Source organism: Antarctobacter jejuensis (genome assembly GCF_052266595.1).
Classification (GTDB): domain Bacteria; phylum Pseudomonadota; class Alphaproteobacteria; order Rhodobacterales; family Rhodobacteraceae; genus Antarctobacter; species Antarctobacter jejuensis.
In genome coordinates this window covers 192022-205822 of sequence record NZ_JBQQXJ010000002.1, presented here as the reverse complement: position 1 = coordinate 205822, position 13801 = coordinate 192022, and the positions used below count along the sequence as shown (strand labels likewise).

The following is a 13801-nucleotide window of genomic DNA, read 5'->3' as shown; positions in this document are numbered from 1 at the left end:
CATAGATGATTGCCTTTCTTTCCTCCAGCGTCACATACGCGCTCACTGCTTTGATCCTTTTCGGTGTGTCCGCAATGGCTACGCGCGGCAAGACCGACGATGGATCTCGAACTGTGTTTGTCGTGTCCACGGCGATTTGTTTTATCGCTGGCATCCTGTCTGTCGCGGCTCTGATTGCTTCGGCATTCAGTCAAAGTGCGAGCGCAGGGAGCGGGTCCGAACTGAGCTGGACTGGCGGCCTTGGCACCGTCCTGGACCCGATCCTGTTCATCCTCGTCCCCATCTTCGCGGTGGCCGTGGTAGCCAAGATCGTCCTGTCCTTTTTCGAGCCGGACACTGGCATCCAGACCAACCCAGACGGCACTATCATCGCCACCGGCGGCGTCTGGGGATTGTCGGCGAAACTGGTGAACTGGCTGGGGCTGGCTCTGCTGGCGCTGGTGTTGGCCTATATCCTTGGCGGCGCGGCAATGGGCACCAATGCCGGGATCATCGGCGGCGTCAGCCAGCAATTGATCCCGGTCTGGATCGCGCTGGTGGTGACCTATGTCGCCTCGATTCATTACAAACGGCGTCTGGGCCTATACGGCAAGCTGTTCGATTCCATGATCGGCATGATCGGCTTCGGCCTTGTCATGTTCTGGGTCTACACGGCGATTTTCTACGGTCTCTTCGACTGGATCGCCACGCATGACCCGCTGAGCCAGGCCTCTGGCATGAAGAACAAGAAGCCGGGCATTCCGCTGCGTGGTGCCGAGGAAGGTGAATATCTTTGGTATCTGCTGGGCGGAGACAACCTTGCCCGGGACGTGTTCACCCGCGTCGTGGCCGGGTCGACCATCGTGATCGCCATCGCGCCACTGGCCACAGTCTTTGCCTTCATGGTGGGCATCACGCTGGGCCTGCCGGCAGGCTATTACGGCGGACGGCTCGACACGCTGCTCAGCTTTCTGGCCAACTTGATCCTCGCCTTCCCGGTGATCCTGCTTTTCTACCTGCTGGTGACGCCGGAAATCGTGGCGACAGGCCTGCCGCAATACATGGCGGTGATCCTGTTCATCTTCCCGCTGGTTTTCTTCGGCGTGCTGATTCACTCGCGCTTCCGCACGCAGCCGCAGAAGAATTACATCTGGCTAGCGGTTGTGCTGATCCCGCTGTTCCTTGCCTATATGTCGCTGATCAACAATCCCGATCCGACCTCGTCCAAGATCACCTTCTGGCCGCTCGACTTCTTCGACATTCCGGGCGGCGTTCTGGTGGTCTTTGTCTCGGTGGTCTTCGTCAACTCGCCCACGGTGTTCCGCATCGTGCGGGGCCTGACCATGGACATCAAGACGCGCGACTATGTGGCAGCGGCGCAGACCCGGGGAGAACGCCCCTGGTACATCATGCTGTGGGAGATCCTGCCCAACGCACGCGGCCCGCTGATCGTCGATTTCTGCCTGCGCATCGGCTACACCACGATCCTTCTCGGGACCTTGGGTTTCTTCGGTCTTGGCCTGCCGCCGGAAAGCCCGGACTGGGGGTCGACGATCAACGAGGGGCGCAAGCTCCTATCGATCTACCTGCACCCCGCCCTGCCCCCCGCGCTGTCGCTGCTCAGCCTTGTCCTGGGGCTGAACCTGCTGGCGGACGGTCTGCGGGAAGAATCGCTGCGCGATTGATGGAACCCGGACTGGGGGCTCTGCCCCCAGACCCCCGAGGTATTTTCGGCCCAAGGAAACACAGGATGTTTCGACGGCTGCTCCGACAGGGAGACACGACATGAAAGACGATTATGACGGCCCGATCCTGGAGATCGACAACCTCTCGATTTCCTTCTTTACCCGCCTGCGCGAGATCCCAGCCGTGATGGATTTCTCGGTCAAGGTGCAGCCGGGTGAGGCCGTGGGCCTTGTGGGCGAATCCGGCTGCGGCAAATCCACCGTGGCGCTGGGGGTGATGCAGGACCTTGGCAAGAACGGCCGCATCGTCGGCGGGTCGATCAGGTTCAAGGGACGCAACCTGAACGAGATGAGCCAGGAAGAACTGCGCGACATCCGGGGCTCTGAAATCGCCATGATCTATCAGGAGCCGATGGCCAGCCTGAACCCGGCCATGAAAATCGGCAAACAGCTGATGGAAGTGCCGATGATCCACAAGGGCGTCGGCGAAAAGGAAGCCTATGAGCGTGCGCTTCAGGTTGTAACTGACGTGAAGCTGCCCGACCCGAAACGGATGCTGGACAGCTATCCGCACCAGTTGTCCGGTGGTCAGCAGCAGCGGATCGTGATCGCCATGGCGCTAATGGCGGAACCCGCCCTGCTGATCCTGGATGAGCCGACCACCGCGCTGGACGTGACGGTCGAGGCGGCGGTTGTCGAACTGGTCAAGGAGTTGGGCACCAAATACGGCACCTCAATGCTGTTCATTTCGCACAACCTTGGCCTTGTGCTGGAAACCTGCGACCGGATCTGCGTCATGTATTCCGGCGAGCAGGTGGAAACGGGCAGCATCGAAGACGTCTTTGACGAGATGCAGCACCCCTATACGCAGGCGCTGTTCCGGTCGATCCCCCTGCCCGGCGCGGACAAAAACGCGCGCCCGCTGGTGGCGATCCCCGGCAACTTTCCCTTGCCGCACGAACGTCCGCCGGGCTGCAACTTTGGGCCGCGCTGCGATTACTTTGTCGAAGGGCGCTGTGACGCGGTTGAGCGTATCCCGATGCAGAAGATCCCCGGCAACGACCGGCACAATTCGCGCTGTCTGCGGATTGACGAGATCGACTGGAACGCACCGCCCCAGAACGTCAGCACAACGGTCAAGTCCGAGCCCGGCAAGGTCGTGCTCAAGATGGACCAGTTGAAGAAGTACTATGAGGTGGCGGCCAACGCGCTGTTCGGCTCTTCGGGTGAAAAGAAGGTGGTCAAGGCCAACGAGACGCTCAGCTTCGAGGCGCGGGAATCCGAGACGCTGGCCATCGTGGGGGAATCCGGCTGTGGCAAATCCACCTTCGCCAAGGTTCTGATGGGGCTGGAGACCGCGACCGACGGGCAGATCCTGCTGGACAACCGCAATATCGAAAGCATCCCGATCGAGAAGCGTGACACCAAGACCATCGCCGATGTGCAGATGGTGTTCCAGAACCCGTTTGATACCCTGAACCCGTCGATGAGCGTCGGACGGCAGATCATCCGCGCGCTGGAAATCTTTGGCGAGGGCAAGACCGACGAGGAACGGCGCGAGAAGATGCTGCGCCTGCTGGACCTTGTGAAACTGCCGCGCGAATTCGCCGACCGGATGCCGCGCCAGTTGTCCGGCGGGCAAAAGCAGCGCGTGGGCATCGCGCGCGCCTTTGCAGGCGGTGCGCGGATCGTGGTCGCCGATGAGCCAGTTTCAGCGCTGGACGTGTCGGTGCAGGCCGCGGTGACCGATCTGCTGATGGAAATCCAGCGTGAGCAGAAGACAACCTTGCTGTTCATCAGCCACGACCTCAGCATCGTGCGCTATCTCAGCGACCGGGTCATGGTGATGTACCTTGGTCACGTGGTTGAATTGGGCACCACGGACCAGGTCTTTTCACCGCCCTACCACCCCTATACCGAGGCGCTGCTTTCGGCGGTGCCCATCGCCGACACCCGTGTGCAAAAAAAGCACATCGTGCTGGAGGGCGACATTCCCTCAGCCATGAACCCGCCCTCGGGTTGCCCATTCCAGACGCGTTGCCGATGGAAGGAAAAGGTGCCGGGCGGGTTGTGTGAAAAAGAGGTGCCGCCAGTGCGGACAATGGCAGACGGGCATCAGATCAAGTGTCATCTGGCCGATGCCGAGTTCGACGCGATGGAACCGGTGATCAAGATCGCCGCGGAGTGAAGTAAAGCCCGGGTACTGCACCCGGGTTTTCACGTCTCAAGGAATGGGCTGGATTTTGGGTTCTACGCAGTCGGTCGATCAGGCTTCTGACCGGCATAGAGCCAGCCGGGGCCGCCGTGATCTTGCCCACCAAGCCCGGGTTTTGCCATGTGACCCAACAATGCAAGATCGCGCCTCGAGCGGGGATTTCCGGCATCTGCGCCGTATGAATAGAAAAGTCCTGAGTGACGATGCAGCCCCCTACGGCGCGTCAGCACCGCAAGGCTACATGGAAAGCAATGGATATGGTTTCGATTCGAAAACCCTTCCGGGCTCGGCGGATTTCCTGGCGCGAAATACCTTGAAAACTGGTTCTCGGCTCAGTTGCCCAACGTGGCGCTGTTAGCCGATCAGGTGCTCTGTCGCGCTCTCTCCGCCGTTGCGCCCCTTGCGTATGTAATAGGGAGAGATCGTGGAGTGTTCGAGCAGCGCCTTTTGCTGCTTGATCGTGATCGGTTTTTCGAACCGAAAATCGGTGACCGTGTCATAGATCCCGCTGGACCGCGCCTGCAGTTCAGTGCCTTCGACCCGAATGACCGTCAGACTGCCCCGCATGTCCGTCAACACTTCGTCAAAAGCCATGGTGTTCAACGGGTGAAACCGGCACCCGCCCTTACCCAGCGTGATGATGAGACCGTTAATGGTCCGCTTTCCGACCTTCAGATCACAAGGAATGCGGCAGGCTTTCCGATTGTAGAGCAGCGCCATCACCCACCGGTACCCGGTGTCGATCAGGACAAGGGCAGAAATGAAGATCGTCATCACCGCCACGACCGCCCCGGCGGCAAACAGCTTCTCCTCCTCCGCTCTTTTCTCAAGTTCGGACCAGTTGAGCCCCTCTTTCCCGAAAACCCCGCCAGAGCGGCTGCGTTGCACCTCTTGGAAACCGGACCCGCCCCCTTCGACACAAGCCAACGTGCTGTCACGATCGAGGTTCTTCAGCAACTCGCCCAGACGCGCGGGATTATGAGCCGCGCCGTCCCCCAGCCGCCCGGCCTCGGCCAGCAGGTCGATGGCGACAGGTTTGACGCTGTCCATGCCGCTGTCCCGCAGCGCGTCCAGAATACGAGTTTCGGACAACCCGTCCAACTGCCGGGACAGGCGCCCGGCCAGTTCCGGCGGCAATTGCCCCCCACCTTCGGGAAGCGCGGCCAGCACGCGGGCGACGGCCATCAGGTCCGGCGGCAACCGACAGGATTGCGCAGCCGCCGTCCGGGGCATCAAAAGGACCAAAACCAGCAGCAAGCCGCCGCCCAAGAAAACAACATGTTTGCAGCCGTCGCGCAGCATTGCACCGGTCCCGTAGACAGTTCACGGCGACAATCTGCCATCAAAGGCATAACCAAGCTTTAAACCGCACGGCCTCAGATGGCCTGGCGCTTAGCTGCCCCAGATCTTTTTCACATAATTGCGTGTTTCGCGGTACGGCGGCACACCGCCATGCTTTTTGACCGCGCCCGGTCCCGCGTTGTAGGCCGCCAGCGCCAGACGCCAGCTGCCGAAGGCCTTGAACTGCTGTTTGAGATAGCGCGCTCCGCCTTCGAGGTTCTGTTTGGGATCATGGGGATCGACCCCCAACAGCTTGGCCGTGCCGGGCATCAATTGCGCCAGACCGATGGCGCCCTTGTGGGATTTTGCCTTGGGGTTAAAGCGCGATTCCTGCATCACCAGCCGCAGGAACAGATCCTCAGGGATGCCATGTTTGCGCGCCGCGACCCGCGCCATATCGGCAAAAGGACCATTGTATCGGCCGCGATACGCGGGAACCGTGCCCTCGGCAGTTGGCGGGCCCCACTTGGTCGGTGTCACCACCTTTGGCGGTTGCAGCCGGACAGAGCCCTTGTACTGTTTCGCCGCCCGGTTATCCAAAACCTTGGTCTGGCTGGAAAACAGGAGCGCGCGGTTCTTTGTCGAAATGACCTCGGCCGTGGCGCCGCCTGCGGCCACCGTCAGCCCGACACCCAAGCAGAAGCCGTGAAATGCCCCCCGAACCATGTCACCATCCCAAATTTTTTGACCTTCACCGGCGGGACTATACGCAATTTCCAGAATTTCGCCAGTGTTCCGGACGCACCTCTTTTGCCCGGTTCCGTGGATGGTATAGGGTCGGCGGACATGCGCCGATAAGATTCGAAAGGGAGAGACATGGCAGGTTCCGTCAACAAGGTGATTTTGATCGGAAACCTCGGGCGCGATCCCGAGGTGCGGACGTTCCAGAACGGCGGTAAGGTCTGCAACCTGCGGATCGCGACCTCCGAGACTTGGAAGGACCGGAACACCGGCGAGCGCAAGGAGCGGACAGAATGGCATTCGGTCGCGATCTTTCAGGAAGGTCTGGTCCGCGTCTGCGAGCAGTATCTGAAAAAAGGCTCTAAGGTTTACATCGAAGGTCAGCTTCAGACCCGCAAATGGCAGGACCAGTCCGGGCAGGACCGTTATTCGACCGAGGTGGTCATCCAGGGCTTTGGCGGATCGCTTCAGATGCTTGATGGCCGCGACGGCGGTGGCGGCGGTGGCGGAAGCTACGGCGGCGGATCGGGCGGCGGCGACTATGGTGGCGGCGGTGGTTATGAAGACCGTGACTATGGTGGTGGATCGGGCGGTGGTTCGGCCCCCTCCCGCGCGCCCTCGCGCGATCTGGACGACGAGATCCCGTTCTGAGCGGGATCCTTTCCGATCGTTGGCGATGAAGGATCCGCGCGACGGATCCTGCGTTAGACGACCAGCAAGACCAAAGAACAGGCGGTTGAAGGCGGGTTCGCCCTCAACCGCCTTTTTCAATTCCTCCCCTGCACCTCAAACAGCGCCGACATGAGACGCCCCGCGTCACCTCGCCGCTTGCAGAATAAGAGCGCGCGGTAGCGCTCCACTGGATCACGCCCTATTTCATGAGGGGAACCACCAGCCACGGAGCGCACATGACCTGGACTTTCCGACTTGGCCGCCTGCTTGGGTCCGAATTGCGGGTGCATGCCACCTTCTTCCTGTTGCTCGCCTGGGTGGGTGCAGCGGCCTGGGCGGAAAACGGTGCCCCGGCGGCACTGGAAAACATGGCCTTCATCCTGGCGCTGTTTGCCTGCGTGGTCGCGCATGAATATGGCCATGCGTTGATGGCCCGCCGCTACGGGATCAAGACGCCCGACATCACCCTGCTGCCCATCGGCGGCATGGCCCGGATGGAACGGATGCCGGAGAAGCCGGCTCAGGAGATTGCAGTGGCGCTGGCGGGTCCTGCAGTCAACGTCGTGATCTGGGCCGTCCTGATCGCCCTGGGCGCGTCGACCCAGATGGAGGCGCTGTCCGACCCTGCCAACACGGCCGATTTTCTTGGACGACTGGCGGCGGTGAACCTGTTCCTTGCGATCTTCAATCTGATACCGGCCTTCCCGATGGACGGCGGACGCGTGCTGCGCGCGGCCCTCGGTTTCAGCATGGACCGCGTACGGGCCACGCGAATTGCGGCCAGCGCAGGTCAGATCGCCGCTTTTGTCTTTGGCTTCCTAGGCCTCTTGTCGGGCAACCTGATCCTGCTCTTGATCGCCCTCTTTGTCTTTTTCGCCGCCAATGCCGAGGCGCGTGACGTGGAAAGCCGGGATATCGCCAAGGGCCTGCACCTGCGCGACGCCATGATCACCAGTTTTGAAAGCCTCTCTCCCGTCGATCCGATGCATGTGGCTGCGCAAACCCTGATCCGCACCACGCAGCATGAATTCCCGGTGCTGGATGGCGAAGGCTTTCTGGCCGGGTTCCTGACGCGGCAAGCCCTGTTCGAGGCTGTCGCTCAGGGCCGCACCACGATCCCGGTGAGCGACGTCATGCAGAGCGTCCCGGCCTTGCCCCTCGCCGCACCGCTGGCCGAGGCTCTGGAGGCACTGCAGCAGGCCCCGGCGGTAGCGGCGGTGGACAAGGCCGGCCATGTGATCGGATATGTTACTTCTGAAAACGTTGGTGAGTTGATGGTTCTGCGCAGCAAGCGCTGAGGGGTTTCGGCCCCTTGCGGGATCGATCCGCGCGGCAAACGAGGGCTCTGCCCCCGTCAGCGCGCTGCCCTGCCCCCCGAGGTGTTTTTCGAACCAAAGAAACGGCGATGTCACCGTTCGGCGAGTTGTTCCTGCAACAGCTTCAGGACCTGATCGCGGGGCACGTCGGAGGTGACGAAAGCCGCGCCGATGCCCCGGGCAAGGATGAAGCGCAACTGGCCGTCGATCACCTTCTTGTCTTGTCCCATCAGGTCCAGAAGCACCTCTGCCGACGGCAGATCTCCGGGAATATCCTTCAGGTCGCAGCGCATGCCCGCGTCTTTCAGCAGCGCACGCACGCGGCTGGGATCCTCTTGCGAACACAGGCCCAGCCGGGACGAGAGTTCAAAGGCCATGGCGCAGCCGATCGCCACGCCCTCTCCGTGCAGCAGCCGGTCGGAATAGCCGGTTGCGGCCTCCAATGCGTGGCAGAAGGTATGACCAAGGTTCAATAGCGCCCGGTCGCCCTGTTCGGTCTCGTCCCGCAGCACGATTTCGGCTTTCATCTCGACCGAGCGTTTCACGGCATAGGCGCGGGCATCCCGGTCGCCATCGGCCACCCGCGTGCCGTTTTCCTCAAGCCAGTCGAAGAAGGCAGCATCGCCCAGAAGCCCGTATTTCACCACCTCACCATAGCCCGCGAGAAAGTCCCGCCGGGTCAGGGTGTCGAGCACTCCGATATCGGCCAGAACCAGCGAGGGTTGGTGGAAGGCACCGATCAGGTTCTTGCCCTGCGGCGCATTGATGCCGGTCTTGCCCCCGACCGAACTGTCCACCTGCGCCAGCAAAGAGGTCGGAATCTGCACAAAGCGCACGCCGCGCCGCAGAACTGCCGCCGCAAAGCCCACCAGATCGCCGATAACGCCACCGCCGAGGGCCACCACGACATCGCGCCGTTCGACCTTTTGTTCCAGCAGCCATTCCACGGTGCGCGTGAACTGCGGCCAGCCCTTGGTGCTTTCCCCGGCAGGCAGGGTCAGAGCAACGCAGTCGATACCTTCGCGGGAAAGCGCCTGTTTCAGCGTGTCCAGATGGGCGGCGGCCACGGTTTCATCGCTGACCACGGCCACGCGCGGGCGTTTCAGGAGCGGTGCAATCTCGGCCCCTGCCCGTTCAAGCAATCCCGCGCCGATGCGCACATCGTATTCCCGCCCCGGCAGAGGCACCTTCACCGTTTCGGTCATCCCACCCTCTCAAGTACATCCGGCCGCGTTTCCACCAGCCGGTCCGCGACCCGTCTTGCCATCTTGTCCAGCGACATGCCCGGCAGCGACTGAACCTGCACATCGGCCTGCGAATAAATCGGCGCCCGCGCATCGTAGAGCCCCTTGAGCGTGCCCTTGGGGTCCGCTGTCCGCAGCAGCGGGCGCGTATCTTTGTGCCGCACCCGGTCCCACAACAGATCCAGATCGGCATTCAACCAGACAGAAACCCCCATGCGTGAGATCATCTCGCGGTTCCGGTCCGCCAGAAAGGCCCCGCCGCCGGTGGACAGAATGCCCGGATCACCCTCAAGCAGGCGTTCGATCACCTGGCTTTCCTTGCGGCGAAAGAACGGCTCTCCGTCACGCGCAAAGATCTCGGCAATGCTCATGTTGGCCGCTTCTTCGATTTCATGGTCCGAATCGCGGAACATGACGCCAAGCTGACCTGCGAGAGTTCGTCCCACCGCGGTCTTGCCGGCCCCCATCATTCCCACAAAGACGATTGTCTTGTGCAGGATCAAACCCTTGTGAACCGTCGCCTCGGCCATCCTTCGCCCATCTCTTGTCTGTTGCGTGAATGACGTGATCGCGCGAAAAAGGCTAGGTATAAGATGAAAAAAGACGAGGCAGGGTGATTTCTCATGGGCCGACTTATCAAATGGCTATTCTATCTGCTTGTGCTGGCGGGGCTGGCACTGGTGGCCTATGCCTATGTCGGGCCGTTCTTTGGCGCGGATTTCAGTCCGCCGCAGTCGGAACGGCGTGTTCCCGTGGACCTCAATGACGGTTAGGTCGCTTTGCGCGCGGCCCGTGATGCGCCGTGTCTTGCGGTCCACCGGGCTTGTCGCCTTGTTCGGCATGTCCCTGTCGTGCCCGGCCGCGGCGCAGGATGACCCGATTGCGCGCAATGCCACGCCACCAAGTGTCGAGTCGGCACCGCTGGATGCGCCCAATGTCGGCGTCGCCGGGTTGTTGCCGTCCAGCGTGACCGGCCTGCCGCTGTCGCTGTGGAGCGCCTCGGACCCAGCCACGCTCGAAGGGTTGATCCGCGCGCTAGAGCTGCCGGTTCCCGCCTTGCGTGCGCAGATGCGCACGATGATGCTGGCAGAGGCCGAACCACCCGAGGGCGACCGGGATCTTGCCTATCTGACCGCCCGCCTGACATGGCTGGAGGATCAGGGCCTTGTCGAGGAAGCCCTGGCACTTCTGGACATCACCGGGGTACAGGATCCGCATCTATTTGCGATCTGGGCGGATCTTGCACTGTTGCTGGGCCAGTCCGAACCGGTCTGCCGTGCGCTGTCCGTTCAACCAAGGTTGAGCGACGATATAGCCCTGCGCATCTTTTGCACCGCGCGATCTGGCGATTGGCTGCGGGCGGCGCTGATCCTGCAATCCGCACAAAGCCTTGGCGATCTAGGCGGGCGCAAGGCGGAGCTGTTGACCCGGTTCCTTGACCCCGAGCTGAGCAGCGACGCCGCGCTCTTGCCGCCGGTGCGCCCGACACCGTTGGAATTCCGGTTGTTCGAAGCCTTGGGCGAACCACTGCCCACGGCGCCCTTGCCGCTGCCATATGCCGTGCTGGACCTGTCCGGCGACAATGGCTGGCGGGACCAGATTCAGGCCGCCGAACGGCTGGCGCGGGCGGGCAGCCTGCCGGCGAACCGGTTGGTGGGGATTTACACCCTGCGGCAGCCTGCAGCCTCGGGCGGGATCTGGGACAGGGTCGACGCGCTGCAGGACTTTGAGCGCGCACTGACGCGGGGCGCACCAGATGCCGTGGCGCCGGAACTGGAGCGTGTCTGGCCCCAGATGGCCTCCGCCCGGTTGCTGGTTCCCTTTGCAGAGCTCTATGCCGAACAACTGGCCCAATTGCCGCTGGCGGGGCGCAGTGCAGGGATCGCGCGGCGCGCCGGCTTCCTGTCGCCCGCCTATGAAACGCTGTCGCAGGGGCTTGACGACACTGGTACCGAAACTCGGTTCCTGTCGGCCATCGCCACCGGCCAGGCACCGCAGGACGCCGTCGATTTGCCTCATGCGGAGGCTGTGGCAGCGGCCTTTGCCGGCGCACCGGTGCCCACGGTACTGGGCGACCAACTGGATCAGGGGCGGCTGGGTGAGGTGATCCTGCGCGCCATGTCACTCTTTTCCAGCGGCGCGGCGGGGAACGGACAGGATCTGACCGATGCCATCGCCACGTTCCGCGCCGTTGGTTTGGAGGATCTGGCGCGCCGCGCCTCGCTGGAATTGATGATTCTCGACGCGGAAAGGGCACGCCGGTGACGCCCGCCCGCTGGGTGCCCCTGTTTCTGGAGGCGCTGGCCGCCGAACGCGGGGCGGCGGCCAATACATTGGCGGCCTATGAGCGCGACCTTGCCCATGCACAGGACTGGCTGGTCGACGCGGGAACGGATTTTGCCCAGGCCACGCAGGCCGATATCGAATCCTACCTCATCCACTGTGACGCACAGGGGCTTTCGCGCGCGACCCGCGCCCGCCGTCTGTCCTCGTTGAAGCAACTCTACCGTTTCGCCTTCGAAGAAGCCCTGCGAGAGGACAATCCCGCGCTTCAGATCTCCGGTCCCGGCCGGGACAAACGCCTGCCCAAGACGCTGTCGGTCGAAGAAGTCGATCGCCTGCTGGACGCTGCTCAGGCACATGGCCGCACGGCATCTGACCGCACCCGCAACGCCTGTCTGATGCAGGTGCTCTATGCCACCGGGATGCGGGTGACGGAACTGGTCTCATTGCCGATCGGGTCGGCGCGGGGCGATCCCCGGATGCTGCTGATCCGCGGCAAGGGTGGCAAGGAGCGTATGGTGCCGCTTTCGCCGCCAGCGCGGGCCGCACTGGCCGCATGGCTGGCCGAACGCGACACACAAGAGGACTCCGCGCGGGCCAAAGGAAAACAGGCATCACCTTTCCTGTTCCCCTCGCGCGGCAAGGCGGGACATCTGACCCGGCATGCCTTTTACCTGCTGATCAAGGAATTTGCGGTGGAAGCCGGAGTGTCCCCGGACAAGGTCACGCCGCACACCCTGCGGCACGCCTTTGCCACGCACCTGCTGGCCAACGGCGCTGATCTGCGCGCCATCCAGACGCTGCTGGGCCACGCCGACGTGGCCACGACAGAGATTTACACCCACGTTCTGGAAGAGCGGTTGCGCGAATTGGTGCTGGAGCATCACCCGCTGGCAAAGGACGGCTGAAATCCCGAGGCACACGTGGAACGGCGCGCTACAGATACAGCACCCTGCCCCTTGATCGTCCCCCTTCGCGCCCCCATAACCGGTCCAAACCCAAAGGACTGCCCACATGGACGCCCCGAACGAAATCTTCAACGCCGCCTTCTGGATCACAGCCGGATCGATCCTTGGGCTGATCATGCTCTCGGCCTTCTTTTCGGGCTCTGAAACCGCCCTTACCGCCGCATCGCGCGGCAAGCTGCGCGCGGCGGTGGACAAGGGGTCACGGGGGGCCGAGCGGGCGCTCAAGATCACCGAAGACAATGAGCGACTGATCGGTTCCGTTCTTCTGGGCAACAACCTTGTCAACATTCTCGCCACGTCGTTGGCGACGGCCCTGTTCACGCGGGCCTTCGGGGAAAGCGGCGTGGCGCTGGCCACACTGTTCATGACGCTGCTCGTGCTGATCTTTGCCGAGGTGCTGCCAAAGACCTACGCCATCACCAATCCCGAAACTGCCGCCGCAGCGGTTTCCGCTCCGATCGCGGTGATCGTGCGGCTGTTTTCCCCGATGGTGTCCTTTGTGCGCTTGCTGGTGCGCGGCGTGCTGCGCATCTTCGGGGTCAAGACCGATCCCGACAGCCACATCCTTGCCGTGCGAGAAGAGATCGCGGGCGCCCTGCAGTTGGGCCATTCCGAAGGTGTGGTCGAAAAAGAGGACCGCGACCGCATCCTTGGCGCGCTGGACCTGTCAGAGCGCACGGTCGAGGAGATCATGCTGCACCGCTCCAAGATCGAGATGCTGGACGCCGACGCGCGTCCGCAGGAAATCCTGGAGCAGTGCCTTGAAAGCAGCCACACCCGCCTGCCCGTTTTCCGTGACGATCCGGAGAACATCATCGGCGTGATCCACGCCAAGGATCTGCTGCGCGCCATGTACCGGCTGGTGGATGATGTCAAACCCATGGCGGGTGTCATCAAGGACTTCAAGGTGACCGACATCGCCATGAAGCCCTATTTCGTGCCGGACACCACTTCTCTGGACGAACAGATGCGGCAATTCCTGCGGCGTCGGACCCATTTTGCGCTGGTGGTCGATGAATACGGTGCCTTGCAGGGCCTGATCACGCTGGAGGACATCCTCGAAGAGATCGTGGGTGAGATCACCGACGAATTCGACCCCGATGCAGAGCACCCGATCAAGCGGGCCGAGGACGGCCATTACTGGATCGACGGGGCCATGACGATCCGAGATTTCAACCGCGCGACCGACTGGTCCCTGCCAGACGATGAGGCGAACACGGTCGCCGGACTGGTGATTCACGAGGCGCAAATGATCCCGACCGTGGGGCAGGTCTTCAGCTTTCACGGGTTCCGGTTCGAGGTCATGGCGCGGGACAACAACCGGATCACCCGGTTGAAGGTTCGGCCTCTGGCCGCAGATATCTGAGGTGCCTTTCCCCCTCGGCGTGACAAATCCGGACGCCATCCCCTGCCCGTT

General features: G+C 62.5%; 12 protein-coding genes. 8 read left to right on the top strand and 4 right to left on the bottom strand.

Annotated elements, in window-relative coordinates:
• Nucleotides 1–5: 5 nt before the first annotated feature.
• Together ACTXGA_RS03645 and ACTXGA_RS03640 are read left to right on the top strand one after the other, a co-directional pair.
• Nucleotides 6–1664, top strand: a complete 1659-nt coding sequence (locus tag ACTXGA_RS03645) for an ABC transporter permease (RefSeq protein WP_443391771.1) — start codon at nucleotides 6–8, stop codon at nucleotides 1662–1664.
• A gap of 100 nt (nucleotides 1665–1764) precedes the next feature.
• Entirely contained in the window at nucleotides 1765–3852 is a 2088-nt protein-coding gene (locus ACTXGA_RS03640) for a dipeptide ABC transporter ATP-binding protein (protein ID WP_443391770.1), read from the top strand.
• Between the two features lie 381 nt (nucleotides 3853–4233).
• Here the strand turns inward: ACTXGA_RS03640 and ACTXGA_RS03635 are convergent, their stop codons facing one another.
• Together ACTXGA_RS03635 and ACTXGA_RS03630 are read right to left on the bottom strand one after the other, a co-directional pair.
• Nucleotides 4234–5064, bottom strand: a complete 831-nt coding sequence (locus ACTXGA_RS03635) for a hypothetical protein (protein WP_443391769.1) — start codon at nucleotides 5062–5064, stop codon at nucleotides 4234–4236.
• A 207-nt stretch (nucleotides 5065–5271) separates the two neighbouring features.
• Nucleotides 5272–5886 (bottom strand): lytic transglycosylase domain-containing protein, encoded by a 615-nt coding sequence (locus ACTXGA_RS03630; RefSeq protein ID WP_443391768.1) that lies wholly within the window; start codon nucleotides 5884–5886, stop codon nucleotides 5272–5274.
• 150 nt (nucleotides 5887–6036) lie between these two features.
• Between ACTXGA_RS03630 and ssb the strand changes: the two genes are divergently transcribed.
• Both ssb and ACTXGA_RS03620 read left to right on the top strand, forming a co-directional pair.
• The gene (gene ssb, locus ACTXGA_RS03625; protein ID WP_443391767.1) at nucleotides 6037–6552 is read left to right on the top strand and encodes a single-stranded DNA-binding protein; all 516 of its coding nucleotides are present in this window, start codon (nucleotides 6037–6039) and stop codon (nucleotides 6550–6552) included.
• A gap of 257 nt (nucleotides 6553–6809) precedes the next feature.
• Nucleotides 6810–7871: a site-2 protease family protein gene (locus ACTXGA_RS03620; RefSeq protein ID WP_443391766.1), complete on the top strand. Its 1062-nt coding sequence runs from the start codon at nucleotides 6810–6812 to the stop codon at nucleotides 7869–7871.
• A gap of 110 nt (nucleotides 7872–7981) precedes the next feature.
• Here the strand turns inward: ACTXGA_RS03620 and aroB are convergent, their stop codons facing one another.
• On the bottom strand, nucleotides 7982–9094 hold the full coding sequence (aroB, locus tag ACTXGA_RS03615) for a 3-dehydroquinate synthase (protein WP_443391765.1): 1113 nt from the start codon (nucleotides 9092–9094) through the stop codon (nucleotides 7982–7984).
• A complete protein-coding gene (locus tag ACTXGA_RS03610; protein ID WP_443391764.1) occupies nucleotides 9091–9663 on the bottom strand; it encodes a shikimate kinase in 573 nt (190 codons plus the stop codon). Before ACTXGA_RS03610 ends, aroB begins: the two co-directional genes overlap by 4 nt.
• Nucleotides 9664–9756: 93 nt before the next feature.
• Between ACTXGA_RS03610 and ACTXGA_RS03605 the strand changes: the two genes are divergently transcribed.
• The 4 genes from ACTXGA_RS03605 (at nucleotide 9757) to ACTXGA_RS03590 (ending at nucleotide 13750) form a co-directional block, all read left to right on the top strand.
• A complete protein-coding gene (locus tag ACTXGA_RS03605) occupies nucleotides 9757–9906 on the top strand; it encodes a hypothetical protein (protein ID WP_443391763.1) in 150 nt (49 codons plus the stop codon).
• Nucleotides 9907–9928: 22 nt separating this feature from the next.
• Nucleotides 9929–11398 carry a hypothetical protein gene (locus tag ACTXGA_RS03600; protein WP_443391762.1) on the top strand — a complete coding sequence of 490 codons (1470 nt, stop codon included), beginning with the start codon at nucleotides 9929–9931 and terminating at the stop codon, nucleotides 11396–11398.
• On the top strand, nucleotides 11395–12324 hold the full coding sequence (locus ACTXGA_RS03595) for a tyrosine recombinase (RefSeq protein WP_443391761.1): 930 nt from the start codon (nucleotides 11395–11397) through the stop codon (nucleotides 12322–12324). The genes ACTXGA_RS03600 and ACTXGA_RS03595 overlap by 4 nt, the downstream gene beginning before the upstream one ends.
• A gap of 106 nt (nucleotides 12325–12430) precedes the next feature.
• Nucleotides 12431–13750, top strand: coding sequence for an HlyC/CorC family transporter (locus ACTXGA_RS03590; protein WP_443391760.1), 1320 nt, complete (start codon nucleotides 12431–12433; stop codon nucleotides 13748–13750).
• Nucleotides 13751–13801 lie beyond the last annotated feature (51 nt).

What these genes read in the sequence shown, in the direction of transcription:
- ACTXGA_RS03620 (WP_443391766.1), top strand. Translation starts at nt 6,810, where the DNA reads ATGACCTGGACTTTCCGACTTGGCCGCCTGCTTGGGTCCGAATTGCGG.
- ACTXGA_RS03590 (WP_443391760.1), top strand. Translation starts at nt 12,431, where the DNA reads ATGGACGCCCCGAACGAAATCTTCAACGCCGCCTTCTGGATCACAGCC.
- aroB (WP_443391765.1), bottom strand. Translation starts at nt 9,094, where the DNA reads ATGACCGAAACGGTGAAGGTGCCTCTGCCGGGGCGGGAATACGATGTG.
- ACTXGA_RS03645 (WP_443391771.1), top strand. Translation starts at nt 6, where the DNA reads ATGATTGCCTTTCTTTCCTCCAGCGTCACATACGCGCTCACTGCTTTG.
- ssb (WP_443391767.1), top strand. Translation starts at nt 6,037, where the DNA reads ATGGCAGGTTCCGTCAACAAGGTGATTTTGATCGGAAACCTCGGGCGC.
- ACTXGA_RS03600 (WP_443391762.1), top strand. Translation starts at nt 9,929, where the DNA reads ATGCGCCGTGTCTTGCGGTCCACCGGGCTTGTCGCCTTGTTCGGCATG.
- ACTXGA_RS03635 (WP_443391769.1), bottom strand. Translation starts at nt 5,064, where the DNA reads ATGGCCGTCGCCCGCGTGCTGGCCGCGCTTCCCGAAGGTGGGGGGCAA.
- ACTXGA_RS03610 (WP_443391764.1), bottom strand. Translation starts at nt 9,663, where the DNA reads ATGGCCGAGGCGACGGTTCACAAGGGTTTGATCCTGCACAAGACAATC.
- ACTXGA_RS03605 (WP_443391763.1), top strand. Translation starts at nt 9,757, where the DNA reads ATGGGCCGACTTATCAAATGGCTATTCTATCTGCTTGTGCTGGCGGGG.
- ACTXGA_RS03640 (WP_443391770.1), top strand. Translation starts at nt 1,765, where the DNA reads ATGAAAGACGATTATGACGGCCCGATCCTGGAGATCGACAACCTCTCG.
- ACTXGA_RS03630 (WP_443391768.1), bottom strand. Translation starts at nt 5,886, where the DNA reads ATGGTTCGGGGGGCATTTCACGGCTTCTGCTTGGGTGTCGGGCTGACG.